Genomic DNA, 18,034 nt, shown 5'->3' with positions numbered 1-18,034 from the left:
AAATGGCACACATTGTAACCCTAAATCCCCCCGCCAGAGAAGATTGGTTGCAGCAACTTGCTGATGTTGTCACCGATCCCGCTGAATTACTGCAACTTTTAGCGCTCGAAAATCACGCTGATTACGCGGAAGGCAGCGCTGCGCGCACGCTTTTCGCGCTGCGCGTGCCGCGAGCCTTCATTCAACGTATGCGGCGCGGCGACGCGCACGACCCGCTCTTGCTGCAGGTGTTGACCCGTCGCCAGGAATTTATGGATGCGCCAGGATACAGCACCGACCCGCTGGATGAGCAAAGCAGTGCGGTGCCGGGCTTGTTGCATAAGTATAGAAACCGCGCGCTCTTATTGGTAAAAGGCGGCTGCGCCGTCAACTGCCGCTACTGCTTCCGTCGCCACTTTCCTTATCAGGATAATCAGGGTAACAAGCGTAACTGGCAGGCCGCGATCGATTACATCGCCCGTCATGAAGAGCTGGACGAAATCATCTTCTCCGGCGGCGACCCGCTGATGGCGAAAGATCGCGAGCTGGCCTGGCTGATTGACGCGCTAGAAAAGATCCCCCATCTCAAGCGCCTGCGTATTCATAGCCGCTTGCCGGTGGTGATCCCTGCGCGCATCACCGACGCGCTCTGTGAGAGGCTGGCCAACACCCGCCTACAGGTGCTGATGGTGACGCACATCAATCACGCGCAGGAAATCGATGATGACCTGCGTGAGGCGATGCAGCGCTTGAAGCGCGCGGGCGTCACGCTGCTGAACCAGAGCGTGCTGCTGCGCGGTGTCAACGACAGCGCAACAACGCTGGCAAACCTGAGCAACGCGCTGTTTGACGCCGGAATCCTGCCCTATTACCTGCACGTACTGGACAAAGTCCAGGGCGCGGCACATTTCTTTGTTTCCGATGACGAGGCGCGTGAGATAGTGCGCGCGCTGCTGAGCCGCGTTTCAGGCTATCTGGTGCCGAAACTGGCGCGTGAAATTGGCGGCGAGCCGAGCAAAACGCCGCTGGATTTGCAGCTGCGCCAGGAATAGCGTTGCCGATAGCTGTAAAAAAAGCCGCATGCGCGGCTTTTTTTATGCTGTCGATGCCATCAAGGGCATTTGTAAACCTGGCCGCTCATTTTGCTGTCGAGCGGCGCGAAGGCCGAGAGCAGGTTCTGCGTTGGGCTGGTGGCACCATAAATCACGTTGCCGCCCATCTCTGCCGCGCGGTTACGCAGGTCGTTGGCCGCACCACGCAGCGAGCTGCCTTCACCGCCCGATCCGCTCAACCAATTGCTCTGCGAACCGGTGACATTGCCCAACAGCTGGCATTGGCTGCCCGGCTGCTGATCGACGAAGGTTACGCGCTCGCCGCCGGCACTCAGTTGATTAGAGCTGCTACAGCCTGCCAGAAGCGCGGTGCTCACTGCCAGTCCGAGTAAGAGGTTAATCCGCATTGTAATCCCCATTTATTATCATCATTGTCGGGCGGCAGCGTAGCAGAAAAGCGCACATTTTTTCTGAACATTCATTGCCCTAAACCCGCAAAGCCGAAGTCTTGCGCCCTTACTTATACCTTGTTCGTGACCAAAAGAAAAACCCCCGACCGTTTCCGATCGGGGGTTCTCAGAGGCTTAAGCTGCCTGGGGCAATTACATCATGCCGCCCATGCCGCCCATACCACCCATGCCGCCTGCGCCAGCACCTAAATCAGGCGCGTCGCTTTTTGGCAGGTCAGTGACCATGCACTCGGTGGTGATCATCAGACCCGCAACAGAGGCCGCGTACTGCAGAGCAGAACGGGTCACTTTGGTTGGATCCAGGATACCGAAGTCGATCATGTTGCCGTACTCTTCGGTCTGCGCGTTGTAACCGTAGTTACCGTCACCCGCTTTCACGTTGTTCGCCACAACAGAAGGCTCTTCGCCTGCGTTAGAAACGATCTGACGCAGAGGCGCTTCCATCGCGCGCAGCGCAACTTTGATACCCACGTTCTGATCTTCGTTCTGGCCTTTCAGGTCAGCGATTTTGGCTGCTACGCGAACCAGCGCAACGCCACCACCGGCTACCACGCCTTCTTCGACCGCAGCACGGGTTGCGTGCAGCGCATCTTCAACGCGGGCTTTCTTCTCTTTCATTTCAACTTCAGTGGCTGCGCCTACTTTCAGAACGGCAACGCCGCCTGCCAGTTTCGCTACGCGCTCCTGCAGTTTCTCTTTATCGTAGTCAGAGGTCGCTTCTTCGATCTGCTGACGAATCTGCGTAACGCGGCCAGAGATAGCACCCTGATCGCCCACACCATCGATGATGGTGGTGGTGTCTTTGTTGATCACCACACGCTTCGCCTGACCCAGATCTTCCAGGGTGGCTTTTTCCAGCTCCATACCGATCTCTTCGGAGATCACGGTACCGCCGGTCAGGATAGCGATATCCTGCAGCATTGCTTTACGACGGTCGCCGAAACCAGGTGCTTTAACCGCAGCCACTTTCACGATACCGCGCATGGTGTTCACTACCAGCGTTGCCAGAGCTTCACCTTCCACATCTTCCGCGATGATCAGCAGAGGCTTGCTCGCTTTAGCGACAGCTTCCAGCACCGGCAGCATTTCGCGGATGTTGGAGATTTTCTTATCAGCCAGCAGGATGAACGGGCTTTCCAGCTCAACGGCGCCAGTTTCTGGCTTGTTGATGAAGTAAGGAGACAGGTAGCCGCGGTCAAACTGCATACCTTCAACCACGTCCAGCTCGTCTTGCAGACCGGTGCCTTCTTCAACGGTGATCACGCCTTCTTTACCCACTTTATCCATCGCCTGGGCGATCAGGGTGCCGACGCTCTCATCGGAGTTCGCAGAAATGGTACCAACCTGCGCGATAGCACGGCTATCCTGGCAAGGTACAGACAGCGCTTTCAGCTCTTCAACCGCCGCGATAACCGCTTTGTCGATACCGCGCTTCAGGTCCATTGGGTTCATGCCCGCCGCAACGGCTTTCAGGCCTTCGTTGACGATAGATTGCGCCAGTACAGTTGCCGTGGTGGTGCCGTCGCCCGCAGCGTCGTTCGCTTTAGAGGCCACTTCTTTGACCATCTGTGCGCCCATGTTTTCGAACTTGTCTTCCAGCTCGATTTCACGCGCAACGGACACGCCATCTTTCGTGATGGTCGGTGCACCAAAAGATTTATCCAGGACAACGTTACGGCCTTTCGGGCCCAGGGTAACTTTTACTGCATCTGCCAGTACGTTCACGCCACGCAGCATTTTTACGCGTGCGTCATTACCGAATTTTACGTCTTTAGCTGCCATTTCAAATATCCCTTAAATTCGTTTCGTTCAGTGAATTACGCTTCAACAATCGCAAGAATGTCGCTTTCAGAGATGATCAGAACTTCTTCGTTGTCGATCTTCTCGGTTTTCGCGCCGTAACCTTCGCTGAAGATCACCAGATCGCCCACTTTCACATCCAGCGGCTTCACGTCGCCGTTATCCAGGATGCGACCATTGCCAACGGCCAGTACTTCACCGCGAGTGGATTTGCCTGCTGCAGAGCCGGTCAGAACGATACCGCCAGCAGATTTGGCTTCAACTTCTTTACGCTTGACGATAACGCGATCGTGCAACGGACGAATTTTCATTTGATAGCTCTCCTTTGAGAAGTCCAATCATTCATTTTGGGGTTGAACGCCGGGCTTGAGGGTTCCGGCCTCGTGGTGAGAGAAATAGGGGCATTAAAAACGCTTTCAAGGGCAAAAAATAAAAAAATTTATCTTGCGCGCAGAACTGCGGTAAAAGGCAGCAAAAAGGCGGCTGTTGCCGCCTTGCTTAACGATCGCGATCGTTATCGTGTCCGATACGGTCCTGATCTTTGCGCTCGAACTCACCGTCCATGGTGTAGCCGCTGTCCGGTCCGGCACCCGGTCCACGCCACACGCGCAGGTGCGGCATCAGCTTCAGCGTCAGGTGTTTCTGCACCGGCGGCAACAGTAAAAGCAGGCCCAGGAAATCGGTGAAGAAGCCCGGCAGTAACAGCAGAAAACCTGAAATAATCAGCGACACGCTTTTGATCATCTCGGCCGCCGGACTTTCGTTACGCGCCAGCTTCTCCTGCATCAGCATGAAGTTTTTCATGCCCTGATTTTTCACCAGCGAGACGCCAATGCACGAGGTGAAAATCACCAACAGCATGGTGAGCAGTACGCCCAGCGCATGCGCGACCTGAATAAAGAGTGTGATTTCAATCCAGGCCAGAACAAAAAAAATCACGAACGGTAACCAGCGCACCGATATCTCCTGTGAGTTGGGTTGCCTTGCACGGAGCAAGGCAACAAAAAGAGGAGGCCCTATGGCCATACAGCAAGAAATGGTCATCCCAGAAGGGGATTTCAACCGGCCACGGCAAATTTTTCCCACTGACTTAAAAATGCGAAGTACATCACATATCGTTATTACCACGGGACCAGTAAATGCCCGTAAAGTGATCTGTGCACAAACAATTTTGTAACAACAGAATATGATCGTGCCCGCCAGCCCGAAGATGGATAAAATGTCGGCACTGGCATTCCACGACAATATAATTGCTTCACCTGCACGCTACTGTCGCACGCTCATTCTGGGCGCGCGCGAGCAACGCAGAAATAATAAGAAGGTAATCATGGCGAACAACATTCGTATCGAAGAAGACCTGTTAGGCATGCGCGAAGTTCCGGCAGACGCTTACTACGGTGTTCATACTCTGCGTGCGATTGAGAACTTTTACATTAGTAATAGTAAAATCAGCGATATACCTGAATTTGTCCGCGGCATGGTGATGGTGAAAAAAGCCGCTGCGCTCGCCAACAAAGAGCTGCAAACCATTCCGCGTCATATCGCGAACACCATTATTCAGGCCTGTGACGAAGTGCTGAATAACGGTAAATGCATGGATCAGTTTCCGGTTGACGTCTATCAGGGCGGCGCAGGCACCTCGGTGAACATGAACACCAACGAAGTGCTGGCGAACATTGGCCTGGAGCTGATGGGCCATCAGAAAGGCGAATACCAGTATCTTAACCCTAACGATCACGTGAATAAGTGTCAGTCTACCAACGACGCTTATCCCACCGGTTTCCGCATCGCCGTTTACGCTTCGATCCTGAAGCTGCTGGACGCCATCGGCCAGCTGAGCGAAGGGTTCCAGCGTAAAGCGGTGGAGTTCGAAACCATCCTCAAAATGGGGCGCACCCAGCTACAGGATGCGGTTCCGATGACGCTGGGCCAGGAATTCCACGCCTTCAACGTGCTGTTGAATGAAGAGACGCGCAGCATTCTGCGCACTGCTGAACTGCTGCTTGAGGTGAACCTCGGCGCAACGGCCATCGGTACGCGCCTGAATACGCCAGACGGCTATCAGCAGCTGGCGGTACAGCGCCTGGCGGAAGTCAGTAACCTGCCGGTGGTGCCCGCCGAAGATCTGATCGAAGCCACCTCAGACTGCGGCGCCTACGTGATGGTGCATTCGGCGCTGAAACGCCTGGCGGTGAAGCTGTCGAAAATCTGTAATGACCTGCGTCTGCTCTCCTCCGGCCCGCGCGCTGGCCTGAATGAAATCAACCTGCCAGAACTGCAGGCGGGCTCGTCCATCATGCCAGCGAAAGTCAACCCGGTCGTGCCAGAAGTGGTGAATCAGGTGTGCTTCAAAGTGATCGGCAATGACACCACCCTGACCATGGCTGCCGAAGCGGGCCAGCTGCAGCTCAACGTGATGGAGCCGGTGATTGGCCAGGCGCTGTTTGAGTCCATCAGCATCCTGACCAACGCCTGCTACAACCTGCTGGAGAAGTGCGTCAACGGCATCACCGCCAACAAAGCGGTGTGCGAAGCCTACGTGTTTAACTCCATCGGTATCGTGACCTACCTGAACCCGTACATCGGCCATCACAACGGCGATATCGTCGGTAAAATTTGTGCCGAAACCGGTAAAAGCGTGCGCGAAGTGGTGCTGGAGCGCGGCCTGCTTACAGAAGCGGAGCTGGACGACATCTTCTCTGTACAAAACCTGATGCACCCGGCTTATAAAGCCAAACGCTATACGGACGAAAACGAACAGTAAGCCTGTTGCGTTATCGCCACGTACCGAGCACGCCAGGGATTAACCTGGCGTGCTTTTTTTTTACCTCGTAGCCGTCGGCCAGGCGCGCATTCGCGCTGAACCATCCCACGGGAAAAGGGTGCGTGGTATCATCGCGGCTCTTTTGCTTGTGGAGCTGAATATTTCGTCATGGCCGTCATCCTACTTCGCCTGATGGGCTTTTGTCTGGCGCTGCTGATCAGCGTATCCGCGCAGGCCGCTCTCTTTAGCCCCAACCACAACGCCAATGGCTTTGTCCCGCTCGATCAAGCCTTTGCCTTTGATTTCAGCCAGCAGGGCAATCAGGTGACGTTGAGTTGGAAGGTGAAACCGGGCTATTACCTTTATCGCCAGCAGTTTCACCTAATGCCACAGCGGGCGCAGATAGCGCCGATACAGCTGCCGTCAGGCGAGCCGCATGAAGATGAGTTTTTCGGCAAAAGCGAGATCTATCCGCAGGACGTCACGCTGCCTGTCACGCTGCTTCACGCGGAGAAAAACGCCACCCTCAGCGTGACCTGGCAAGGCTGCGCCGCCGCGGGATTTTGCTATCCCCCGGAAACCCGCAGCGTCCCGCTCAGCGCCGTGGCTGCGGCCGCGACGCCTGCCGCGCCTTCCGTGGCTTCACAGCCTGCTGCCCCGCCTCCCGCGCTGCCCTTCTCGCCGCTGTGGGCGCTGCTGATCGGCATCGGCGTGGCCTTTACGCCCTGCGTGTTGCCGATGTACCCGCTGATCGCCAGCCTGATTTTGGGCAGCTCGCAGCGCTATAGCAGGGGGCGCCTGCTGGCCCTGTCGCTGGTCTATGTTCAGGGCATGGCCCTAACGTACACGCTGCTGGGCGTGGTGGTGGCCGCGGCGGGCCTGCGCTTTCAGGCGGCGCTGCAGCATCCTTACGTACTGATCGGCCTCTCCGCGCTGTTTGTGGTGCTGGCGCTCTCCATGTTTGGGCTGTTTTCGCTCCAGCTTCCCGCCAGCCTGCAGACGCGGCTTACGCTGTGGAGTAATCGTCAGCAAGGCGGCTCGCTGCCCGGCGTGTTTCTTATGGGGGCGCTGGCCGGATTGATCTGCTCGCCCTGCACCACCGCGCCGCTGAGCGCGATCCTGCTCTACATTGCGCAGAGCGGTAACCTGTGGGCCGGTGCGGGCACGCTGTGGCTCTACGCGCTGGGCATGGGCCTGCCGCTGATTGCCGTGACGCTGTTCGGCAATCAGCTACTGCCGAAGCGCGGCGCGTGGATGCAGCATGTCAAAGAGGGCTTTGGCTTTGTGATTCTGGCGCTGCCGGTGTTTCTGCTGACGCGCCTGATTGGCGATGTCTGGGGGCTGCGTTTGTGGAGCCTGCTCGGCGTGGCCTTCTTTGGCTGGGCATTCAGTTTGAGCCTGGCCGCGCGCGGCAAATGGCGCATCGTGCCGGTGGCGATGCTGGCCGCGGCGCTGGTGGTGGCGCGTCCGTTACAGGATTGGGCGTTTGGCAGCAGCAGCACTACGCAAAGCGCGTCGGCGCTGCCGTTCCAGCCCGTCGCCAACGTGCAGCAGTTGGATCGCGCCCTTCAGCAGGCGCAGGGCCGCATCACGATAGTGGATCTTTACGCCGACTGGTGCGTGGCCTGTAAAGAGTTTGAGAAGTACACCTTCCGCGATGCCGGGGTACGCGACGCGCTCCAGCCGATGCAGCGCCTGCAAGCAAATGTGACCGCCAACAGCGCCGCAGACAACGCGCTGTTGCAGCATCTCAACGTCCTGGGCTTGCCGACCCTGCTGTTCTTTGATGCGCAAGGTCATGAGATCCCCCACTCGCGCGTCACCGGTTTTCTGGATGCGGCGGCGTTTCAGGCACATTTGCAGAAACTGGCGCGGTAAACGACACTGGGGGTCATCACTTTGCCCGCGGCGTCTTCCGCGGGCCGCACGCACGAGGAGAGTCATTTGCAACGCGAACACGTTCTTGAGCATGCGCTAAATGTGCTTGAGCAAAACGGCCTGGCGGCCACCACATCCCTGCAACAGCTGGCGGGTGAAACCGACCTGCCCCCCGAGCAGCTTAGCCACTTCTGGCCCGACCGCGATGCCCTGCTCTATGACGCCCTGCAGCACCACGCACAGCAAATTGATCGCTGGCGGCAGCAGGTCCAGCACGATCCGCAGCGCTCGCCGCGCCAGAAGCTGCTTGCGCGCTATGACGTGCTGCACGACCACGTGGGCAAAGGCCGTTTTCCCGGCTGTCTGTTTATCGCCGCCTGCAGTTTCTATCCACAGCCGGAGCAGCCAGTGCATCAGCTGGCAAAGCAGCAAAAGCGTAACGCCTGGCAGTTTACCCATGAAATTCTGGTTGAGCTGGCGCTGGATAACCCAACGATGGTCGCCGACCAGCTGGAGCTGATTCTTGAGGGCTGTTTAAGCAAGCTGCTGATTTCGCGCAATGTGCACGATGTCGCCACCGCACGGCGCCTGGCGGAAGATGTGCTGAGCATTGCGCTGTGTCGGCAAAACGGCGCGCTGGCCTAAGCACCGCAGCGCCTTGTGTTGGATAAGCATTATTTTTGCCCAGCCTGCCTGAAAAGCAGGCAATCAATCACGATTGCGACGGTTTTTTTTACGAAACCCGTTGACGACCGAAAGCCATTAGGGTTTAATGCGCCCCGTTGCCCGGATAGCTCAGTCGGTAGAGCAGGGGATTGAAAATCCCCGTGTCCGTGGTTCGATTCCGCGTCCGGGCACCATTAATTGAAGCGCACTGGTTAGAAGTGAGATCTCTAACGGGTGTCTAAACGAAGATGGTGTTCAAAGCAACGGTGACTGCATTTGCAGATGCATCATCCAAGGTTGAACATAAAAATCTTCAAGAAAGGGTATCAGTTCGTGCTGATGCCCTTTTCTCGTTGGCGTAAATAATTGCAATCATTGTCGCATCTGTCAATAAAACTCAAGTTTCAATGGGTTTATTCTCCCTCACATAATTAATAATTGCAGTCACCCATTCAAAACATGACTTAGCCCTTTATTTCATCTGGCTTCTCATACCATCCGCCCACTGATTACCTACGAGCTTAGAGATGACTACTGAAGCTGTGGTGATAAAATTAACAACACATTGATTTTAAAGGAAAATATAAAAATGATAGGATGTAATGCTATTTACCTTAATTCCCCATAGGAAGTGTGATTGGGGGGTTAATCAATGATGAATTTGGTTTATAATCCGCGCAATCTCAATTTTAAATCGGTGCATTAGAAACTATGAGTACACTGGTGCCAAGATCCATGCGGTCTGGTGATCCTAAAAGCAATGCAAGGAAACCCCGCACTAAAGCGGAAGCACTTGGGCAAGTATTTACCAGTGTAGAATTGGCAAATCAGATGGTTAGGGGCTTAGGTATCTCTGAGAATGAGGTTCGCCAGCGGCTACTTGATCCTTGTGTTGGACCAGCAACATTTCCTCAAGCTATCGAACGTTTAATATCGAGAGATTGCAAGGTAGAGATTGATGCTATTGATCTTGATGAAGATATGGTGAAATTGACTACAAATTGGTCAATCTCGAGTCATAGACCTATTAACATTAACGATGCCGATTATTTGGAGTATAACGTTGATTGTCTATATGATTTCGCCATACTTAATCCCCCTTATGTTAGGCAGGAGTGGATTACAAAAAAGCATCAGTATAAATCCTTATTTAAGGAGCGCTATGGTGTAAGCGTTCCCGGGACAGCGAATCTCTATGTTTACTTTATTGTCAAGGTCATTGCCGATCTTAAACTAGGCGGTAAAATGGCATGTATTGTTTATGATTCATGGCAAACAACTAGATTCGGACAATGGTTGAAAAGTTATTTAAACGAAAATTGTTCTTGGGTTAAAGTGGAAACGATTCCGGATTTACCATTTGATGGAAGATTGATCGATGCGACAATTATCTATGCCAAAAAAGGCTTTTCCAATGGGGATTTATTTCAAGATCATAAAAATTCCTTACTCCATGGTGTGCACGGATTAAGTGCACTCGAAAATCTTTTTGATACACGGCGAGGGCTTCGGTTAAAGCAGTCTAACTTCTTTATGACCAAATTAGTTAATGCCGAAAATGAGGGTTCTAGTCCATTTGTCAAGAAGGTTGCTCTAATTCCAGGTTTTGTTGTTCCAGACAACCATCCTGAAGCTGCACTTTTAGTAACCTCGACAAAAGTAAATGATAGAGCACTGGAAACGCTTGAAAGAAGGCTAGAGCTGGCTTTAATCTCCCCGCATGATAATGTTTCAATTCTGACTTGGCGAAAAGAACGGCCAGAAACTTGGGCAGTACATCGTAATGCTCAGTGGGCTCCACTATTATTTAATTATTATTTACGAAAACGCCCTCGACATATTTTCAATCCAAATAGAATCTATTCGGATAATTTCTATGGGCTTACTCCTCGTTCTGAAATCCCGACTCAGGCATGGTTGGCTGCACTTAATTCAACGGTAAGTTCTATTGGTATACTTGAACAGGCTCGAAATCAAGGTTCTGGGCTTGCTAAGCTTCAATTGTTTGAATATAGAGCTGCATCAATTATCGATTTGACTATTTGGCCACAAAAGGACATTGAAAAACTCACTTTTTTGGGGCAATTATTGATTGATGGTCGAGAAGATATTACCAAACTCCTATTAAAAATCGACGAATTGGTAGCAAATGTTCTTGCTGATGATCGACTAAAGCCTCATTCAATAAACGAGATACTTTTAGAAGTTGAGCTGAATGCTCGGCGACCAAAAAAATAAGGAAATTTTATGCCTTGGCTTGATTATAACAATGATGAGGTTCGCCAATTTCACCCTGAATTTAAGAGTGTTGCTGATAATGTGCTCGTAAGTATGGGGATATCTTCTGGATATCATTGGGAGCATCATCCAAGTTCTTATGGAGTCCAAGTTATCCCAGACTTTGTTTTGGTTGAAAGTGCTACAAACAGATGGGTTTTGGTAGTCGAAATTAAGCGAACTAAAGCAGCAGTTTTTTCGGAGCGAAATCAAGTCCAAGCAAAAGGGTATGCTGAAGCGAATCGATTACTTTATTCTCCAGGTAAGCCTGGTTACTTCTGTGTTACAAATATGGAAGTGACCTTGTTGTTTGCATTAAACGAAAGCAATCCACCAAAAGATTGTCGAATCCTTGGTATGACATTTGATTCTGGTAACTTTGTTTCTGAAAGCTCTACTACACACAGAAAACAGTTTGCTCATCACCTAAGTCAGATCATCAACCATGTGATAAATACACATGTACCTGTGTTCGAATTAGTTTGGCCAAGAATTGTTCGTTCAATGATCAGCTATTCTGAAGGTTTGCCCTATGATTTGGAAATTAACCTGAGTGGGGGAAAGGTTCCTCAAGTTGTGGCTAATTATTTCTCTGGAGGGCCATCTGAGGCTCCTCGTAGAGAGCTTCTGTTGAGATGTTTATCAGTTGAATATTTCAAGGGAGTACTTGAGAAATTTCATCATCCCTTAGCAAATCAGGTTCCGTCTTTAAAAGGGAGCGTAAGCCAAGTTGGAAATGCGATTGATGAATTGCGCCGTATAGACTTTTCTGGTGTATTTGAATCTGAAGCTGCCTCCCTTTACCGAAAATTAGAGCAGAAAAGTGATTATAAGTCTACCATTGAACTATTTATTAAAGAAATAAGAAAAGCGCACATTAGTAGATTGGCGGCTACTCGTGCTGATGTTCTTGAATTTCCAGATATCCTTATATCTGAGTCATATTCTTTAACAGTTCAGGATGCAAGAGGTAAGGCTCAAACGGATCCTGATTTATCTGCACTGCTTGCTGCACTTGCGATTAGTGATGCTAATAAAACAGTATTTGATCCTGGTTGTGGTGATGGCAGCCTTCTCTCTGCTGCTTATGATTTATTGAGATTATTTGGTTTAAGTCATGCTGACGTTCTTTCTCGGATTCATGGAATTGATGCCGATGCACTTGCGACGAAAATTGCAGCGATTAGGTTAGTTTTGAAAGAACCTTATGTGCTTTCACGTCAAGACCCATGTAATATTTCTGCCGCTGATATGTTTTCGTCTGCTCAGGCGTTTAATGGGATTAATGTTGTTCTCATGAACCCCCCATTCAAGAGGTATGAGGCACAAGATCAAAATCCAATTCCTCAAGATCTCAGAGAATATTTCTATAATTGTATTGATTGTTTGGGTGGCATCACAGAAACAGCTGCTGGCCAAGCAAATTTATATAATTTATATGTAGAGTTTGTTATTAAAGCGTGTGATGAAGGCACTACTCTTGGTATAATTTTAGACAATCGTTGGTATCACAATAGTATTTCAATACCGCTCCGCTCTTTGATTTTACGTGAATGTACTATCTTGGCATTAGTCGAATATCCGCACAAAAACTATTTTTCTGCTTGGACCATTGCAACTTCAATTCTAGTTATTAGCAAAGGAACAGCCCCTACTGGGCATAATGTTCAATTTTTACGTAGTTTTGATCCAATGCGTGCAGATTTTATGACTGTAGGAGCTGCGCTTCGAGGCCAATGTGCTTACCCATCTGATTGGAGTGTACAATATGTAAGTCAGCAAATATTGGAAGCTAAAACTAGCTGGAAAGCATATTTTTCTCCTGATTTACAGCAGGAATATAGATCCTCAGATTGGCCGAATCTTGAGCAATTATTCGCTAGTAATAGACGTGGTAGTTTGGCAAAAGAAGGTGGAGGTATTGCTATATATGAATTTCCCTTTGATCGTACAAATTATGGACCTCGCCGTTCCAGCAATCCAAATCGCAAAAGGTACGAAACTACAAAGGGAGCCCCACTAACAAAAGCGGAACAAGTGCAATTAAGACATTCAGCATCACAAATACCCCAGAAATATCGTGGATATGCTCTACAAAACTCTGACCATTTGTCAGGTTATCGCTTAACTATCAAGGATGTAATATTTGATGAGACTTTAGAAGCGCCTCTTCAGCGTGAGACAGCTATCCAAGCTAGCTATTGGGGCGATGGGCGACGTGTATGGGATGCTGACCTTGATTCTGCGTTGGCGGAGTTTAAAGCAAATGTTAGCGTTGCTAAATATATACACGAGATTGAACAGATTGTAGGGTTGGATGAAACTGTATTACCTTCAAACTTGCTTTGGAACGCATTACGTGAGCCATTTGCTGGGGAGCTAATTGTTCCGCGAAAATTGCGTAAGGGACATCGTGTGCATATTAACCCATTTCCTTTCACGCCACACGATCGTCAGGTCAGACTTTCTAGTAATTTTTTGTCATATGGTGATTGCCAAGCGACTGATGTCACAACAGGTTTGACTCGAGAGATTGCTGTTGAGTTAATTGCTGCTTTTTTGATGTCTAGTTTTGGTTGGTTACAATGTGAAATTGTATCAGTTAATAGAGAAGGGGTTCGTTCCTTGGAGCAATCTCATGTGCGAAATATTAGAATCTTTGATCCACGATGGGTCCGTTCGGCAAATCGAGCTGCGATTATAAAAGCAGCACATTCTCTTCAATATCCACTGCGTACAGATTGTTCTCCATTTTCTCAGCCTGATTTGCAGGCACTTGATAATTTATTTGCGGAGGAAATAGTGGCCCGTAATCCGGCATTACAGACAAATGCTTTACTTCAGGAAACATGGCAAGCATTATCCGAGTGGCTAGAGGCACGTAACCCTTGAAAAAAAAACGTTATACAGTTGCTTCACTTTTTTGTGGAATCGGTGGGCTTGATTTGGGCTTTGAGTGGGCTGGATTTGAAATAATATGGGCAAACGATATTGCGAAGGCAGCTATTGATTCTTACCCGCATAATTTTAATCGAACTGCCCTTCTAGGCGATATAAATGAATTATCAATTGATGCAATCCCGGACACTGATGTAATTATCGGGGGGCCACCTTGCCAATCATTCTCTTTAGTTGGTCAACGAAGGCCAGATGACCAACGTGGACAACTTGTTTATCGTTTTTTAGAAATAATCCGAGCAAAAAAACCACGTGCATTTGTTATGGAAAATGTACCTGGAATGGCAGCATCCAAGATTAATGGCAAAAGGCTCACTGACATTCTTGTTGAAGAATTTATGTCGCAGGGATACACCGTATCAGTGATGAAGCTTGATGCTTCTGACTATCTTGTGCCTCAAAAACGACGCAGAATTTTCTTGGTCGGGGTAATTGATGCAAAATTTTCAATGCCAAATCCCAGCGAGTTTGCTCAGAAATGCTATCAAATCGATATTTCCAATTTTGATAATGGTGCAGCAGCAGCAATAGGCGACTTAGGCGCCCCTGTTTCTAAGGGAGCGCTTGCTAATTATCTGGAGAGAATTCCTTCGGAATTTGCCAAAATAATGAGAAGCTCAGGGTTGCAGCAGGTTTCACTCCATGAATCTCCTCGTATGTCAGATACTGATTTGCGGCTATTAAGCTTTATACCTCCCGGAGGGAATTACCAAAACGTCCCGGATGAGTATGCAACAGGAAGAATTCTTAATTTTAAGAAGAGTGGAGGACGTACTACAACATATTCCCGACTTCACCCTGAAAAACCCTCTTATACTGTTAATACCTACTTTCGGAGACCCAATGTAGGCTCGAATTTTCATTATGAGCATAACCGGCTTATAACAGCACGAGAAGCTATGCGCTTTCAGTCTATTCCAGATCATTTTGTTGCTGTATATAGTTCGCAAGATGCACGAAATACGCTAATTGGTAATGCCGTTCCCCCATTATTAGCGCAAGCCGTTGCGTGGGGGCTAAAAAACACACTTGAACGTATGCCATCTTAGATTATTTTATGTAAGCAACTATTTCTATATTGTATAAGAAGGTTAAGATTACTTCTTTAATCGTATTTTTATACCCTATCTGCGAAGGCCTTTTTTTAAAAGGCCTTACGAGTATATTGGCCGTAACTGAAGCTCTGAACAGCTCTGCAGCCTCAATGAGTCTTTGTTGTCATAATGCCAGAAAAGTTTGCATTACGTTGTATCGAAAACCTCTAGAGCGAAAACTGCACTGAACGATTTTTCCGGTCCTCAGCCCGAAGTAACTTTCCTTCTCGCTTAGGCTGTGTGAAAACACTAGCTAGAAATTGTAGAACGTGCGTATACGCGCAAGTTGCGTTTATTCCGTAATGCTCTTAGATTCAATATTAATTTACTCGCTTCTTTTCTAATCGGAATTTTATATCCAACTCAGCCGGTTTTCATACCGCATGTTCTTAAGGCGGGCGTGCATATCATCCAATTTTAGCATTTATTAGTAAGGTTTATTAAGCGATGAAACTTAATTTCACTATGTAACATCGCTATTTTTTATTAAACTTAATTCTTATCTAAATACAAACCCAGCTCAGACTCTAATGTTCTACATGTCACATCCAAATTAATATCAATATATCCCATCGTTGTTGTAATACTCCTATGTCCCAACAAGCCTTTAACCATTTGCAAGTTCCGATCAGGTGATTTCATTAATTCAGTTGCTAATGTATGTCTGAAACGATGAGGAGAAACAGCAAAGCCGCATTCTTTAGATAGCCTTCGAAAAAATGATTTAACTGGCTGCAAGGTGGCAACTGGTGGAAGATTTTCCCTCTCCTTCTCTGTCCAAAGAAACCTATTTACATCAAAAACAGCGCTAACTGATTCGGCACCATTGTCGATTGCACGGCTAATTAGTTGTTGAAGCTGAGGTTTTAATGGCCCAACGATGGGAACGCGCCATTCTCTATGCGTTTTACTGCCGTCAAGGCGCAACTCGATCCAGTTCTCATCGAGATTAATATCCATCAACCTCACATGCATCAATTGGTTCACGCGCATGCCGGTATAACGCAAAGTGTCTAAAACGGTGATCCAGAACCATGCCGGATGCAATGCGCAGCGCTTCATCTCAGCTATGGAGAGATCAGTGTCCAAATCAACGTGCTGCTGCATCAGCAGATAGACTTGGGTCAATTGAGGTTTAGATAATGTCTTTTTACGCTTGTTATCAGCTCGGACTAAAACTTCATTGAACGGGTTTTCAGTCTGAGGGATGAGATTCGCTTTCATGGCATAATTTACGATGGCGCGCATATGCGCCACTTTGTTATTCCATGTGACCGCAGACGAGCATTCGACGTTGATAACATGCCGTCGCCATTCCTGGACATCACGGCGGGTTATCTCACTGAGCTTCCTATCAAGCCCAAAGTATTTTCTGAAACCATTGACTACTTTTCGGTAACTCCATTCCGTGTGAGGGCGAAGAAATTTTACGAAAAAATATTCATCCAACAACGAATCCCAGCTTGTATCGATATCAACCTGACTCATAACCCTTCCTTTAATCAGCAAGTAAAATGCCACCCTTTAGGCAGCAGCTCTCCTCCATACACCTTCCAGAAAAGCGTCAGGGAACCACAAGAAACTGACTGTCATCCGGCACATCAGAACTTCGGATGATCATCGTGGATTTGACCAGATAGCCTTTCACACGTTTATAAGGGCCGTTACGGTCGGCACTGTTGTAGAGAGTGGCAAATGTAAAACGCTTGCCGTTGTTACGCCGATGCCGGTTAAGTCTTTCAAACCATGCCTGAACGTTTTCGCGTTCATCAGCAGACTGACCGGTTTGCTTCAGATATTGATAAAAAATGCCCGGTACAAGCAGGAAAACAAAACCAGCGACCAGTTGCACGCGTGAATCTGCCTCATTGCACGCTATCGTTCCATTTTCGAGACCCTCAACCAGCCAAGACCAAAATGTCTCGCCGATCTGTTTCTTAGATATTTGTGAGGTAGTCTCAGGTGTGACAGGGATCGATTCTGGATCAAGCCGCTGAATTTGATAACCATTGTTGACGTATTTTTGATCACTTTCGGAAGATCCGTAGGTCGGTATTTCAACACAATCAGAATTATTCGCAGTGATTCGACTACCATTCTGGATGTGAAATTCATTTATATCAGTGCCATGATGGCTTTTCTTTAAATCGTTAGTGTTGATTTCGATTTCACCATTAGCTAAATGGCTATTTTTTATAACATCACATTGACTGAAGTATTGTTCGTAAATGGCATCGTCATACTGTTCTGTAGGGATTTCGGCGGGAAACTCACTCACCTTTTTCGGATGTAAATTTGGACTCATTTGCTCCAAATTTTGGATGTCATTTAATTCGGCTGATAATAATTGCGCCTGCATTTTGTTGAGTAATGCATGGATCTGTTTTTCTGTTGAATTGATTCCGGCCAGTTCAAGAAACAGGCAATCTCGTGCGTTGGGCTGTTTTTCCAACCAATTCAACGCGATTTTAGGCAACATGGAGACAGTGAATGCCAGTCTAATAACACTTTCTTTAGCTGCTCCTTCGGAATGACGGGTCACTCTGAATCGATATTGCTGATCCGGCGCGTTCGAAATTGGCTGCCAGATATGCCCATCTTCCAGTTCCGCTTCGATGTAGAGCAACTCGGGAACGTGCCAGTAAAGCGCAAGCCAGAACACCACACAGTTCCAATGACTGGACTGCGTAGCCTGATCTTCAGGTGCAGCATTGGCTGGAAGCACCATCCCTTTAGATAACTGCAGCATAGTAACGGTGTGATGCAGAGTGAGATCCAGCAATCCGCCGACGTTGTTCCAGCCGGTGATCCGCGCGGCAGGTAAGTTTTGGAAACGCTCCGCAAGGTTTTGCAGTGGTTCCAGGCAGAATTCTACGTATGCAGATTTCGACAGCAACGAGCTCTGCCAGATCTTCTTGAGCAGTGCCTGGCGTGTTGACGTGCCGAGAAAACCCTGATGATTTTGCGGTGTGAAGTAGCCTTCTCGTTTAGCCGGTAATGAAGGCTGAAAATTGCTGCGTCTGAACTTGTTTTGTAATTTTGGGAACATGATTCACCTCCAGATCGGAGGCACTATCGTTCCAGGCTGCAAGTAAT

13 protein-coding genes and 1 tRNA gene are annotated in these 18,034 nt (G+C 49.0%); 8 read left to right on the top strand and 6 right to left on the bottom strand.

The features are described from left to right. The first annotated feature begins 2 nt into the window (after positions 1 to 2). Positions 3 to 1,031: an EF-P beta-lysylation protein EpmB gene (epmB, locus tag LU196_RS09845; RefSeq protein ID WP_232759118.1), complete on the top strand. Its 1,029-nt coding sequence runs from the start codon at positions 3 to 5 to the stop codon at positions 1,029 to 1,031. Positions 1,032 to 1,090: 59 nt separating this feature from the next. On the opposite strand, the gene LU196_RS09840 is transcribed toward epmB, so the two are convergent. From LU196_RS09840 to LU196_RS09825, 4 genes are all read right to left on the bottom strand, one after another. Continuing rightward, positions 1,091 to 1,438: a DUF4156 domain-containing protein gene (locus LU196_RS09840; protein ID WP_232759117.1), complete on the bottom strand. Its 348-nt coding sequence runs from the start codon at positions 1,436 to 1,438 to the stop codon at positions 1,091 to 1,093. 195 nt (positions 1,439 to 1,633) lie between these two features. Then, entirely contained in the window at positions 1,634 to 3,283 is a 1,650-nt protein-coding gene (groL, locus tag LU196_RS09835) for a chaperonin GroEL (RefSeq protein WP_232759116.1), read from the bottom strand. A gap of 35 nt (positions 3,284 to 3,318) precedes the next feature. Then, complete coding sequence (locus tag LU196_RS09830; RefSeq protein WP_232759115.1) at positions 3,319 to 3,612, bottom strand: co-chaperone GroES; 294 nt, start codon at positions 3,610 to 3,612, stop codon at positions 3,319 to 3,321. Positions 3,613 to 3,799: 187 nt separating this feature from the next. Continuing rightward, the gene (locus LU196_RS09825; RefSeq protein WP_232759114.1) at positions 3,800 to 4,258 is read right to left on the bottom strand and encodes an FxsA family protein; all 459 of its coding nucleotides are present in this window, start codon (positions 4,256 to 4,258) and stop codon (positions 3,800 to 3,802) included. Between the two features lie 370 nt (positions 4,259 to 4,628). Here LU196_RS09825 and aspA point away from each other — a divergent pair, with 370 nt between their 5' ends. The 7 genes from aspA (at position 4,629) to LU196_RS09790 (ending at position 14,893) form a co-directional block, all read left to right on the top strand. Further along, positions 4,629 to 6,065 carry an aspartate ammonia-lyase gene (gene aspA / locus LU196_RS09820; protein WP_232759113.1) on the top strand — a complete coding sequence of 479 codons (1,437 nt, stop codon included), beginning with the start codon at positions 4,629 to 4,631 and terminating at the stop codon, positions 6,063 to 6,065. 168 nt (positions 6,066 to 6,233) lie between these two features. After that, entirely contained in the window at positions 6,234 to 7,943 is a 1,710-nt protein-coding gene (locus LU196_RS09815; RefSeq protein ID WP_232759112.1) for a protein-disulfide reductase DsbD, read from the top strand. A 66-nt stretch (positions 7,944 to 8,009) separates the two neighbouring features. Next, positions 8,010 to 8,588 carry a transcriptional regulator gene (locus LU196_RS09810; RefSeq protein WP_232759111.1) on the top strand — a complete coding sequence of 193 codons (579 nt, stop codon included), beginning with the start codon at positions 8,010 to 8,012 and terminating at the stop codon, positions 8,586 to 8,588. Positions 8,589 to 8,727: 139 nt separating this feature from the next. Beyond that, a tRNA-Phe gene (locus LU196_RS09805) sits at positions 8,728 to 8,803 on the top strand. Between the two features lie 517 nt (positions 8,804 to 9,320). Next, positions 9,321 to 10,847: an Eco57I restriction-modification methylase domain-containing protein gene (locus LU196_RS09800; protein WP_232759110.1), complete on the top strand. Its 1,527-nt coding sequence runs from the start codon at positions 9,321 to 9,323 to the stop codon at positions 10,845 to 10,847. A 9-nt stretch (positions 10,848 to 10,856) separates the two neighbouring features. Continuing rightward, positions 10,857 to 13,778 (top strand): BpuSI family type II restriction endonuclease, encoded by a 2,922-nt coding sequence (locus tag LU196_RS09795; protein WP_232759109.1) that lies wholly within the window; start codon positions 10,857 to 10,859, stop codon positions 13,776 to 13,778. Next, positions 13,775 to 14,893 carry a DNA cytosine methyltransferase gene (locus tag LU196_RS09790; RefSeq protein ID WP_232759108.1) on the top strand — a complete coding sequence of 373 codons (1,119 nt, stop codon included), beginning with the start codon at positions 13,775 to 13,777 and terminating at the stop codon, positions 14,891 to 14,893. Before LU196_RS09795 ends, LU196_RS09790 begins: the two co-directional genes overlap by 4 nt. Before the next feature lie 537 nt (positions 14,894 to 15,430). On the opposite strand, the gene LU196_RS09785 is transcribed toward LU196_RS09790, so the two are convergent. Continuing rightward, positions 15,431 to 16,426, bottom strand: a complete 996-nt coding sequence (locus LU196_RS09785) for a site-specific integrase (protein ID WP_232759107.1) — start codon at positions 16,424 to 16,426, stop codon at positions 15,431 to 15,433. 76 nt (positions 16,427 to 16,502) lie between these two features. Then, complete coding sequence (locus tag LU196_RS09780; RefSeq protein ID WP_232759106.1) at positions 16,503 to 17,987, bottom strand: TraI domain-containing protein; 1,485 nt, start codon at positions 17,985 to 17,987, stop codon at positions 16,503 to 16,505. Positions 17,988 to 18,034 lie beyond the last annotated feature (47 nt).

This window comes from Pantoea sp. Mb-10, from assembly GCF_021272205.1.
Classification (GTDB): domain Bacteria; phylum Pseudomonadota; class Gammaproteobacteria; order Enterobacterales; family Enterobacteriaceae; genus Pantoea.
The sequence above is the reverse complement of the archived record's forward strand: the minus strand, read 5'-3'. Positions and strand labels throughout refer to the sequence as shown.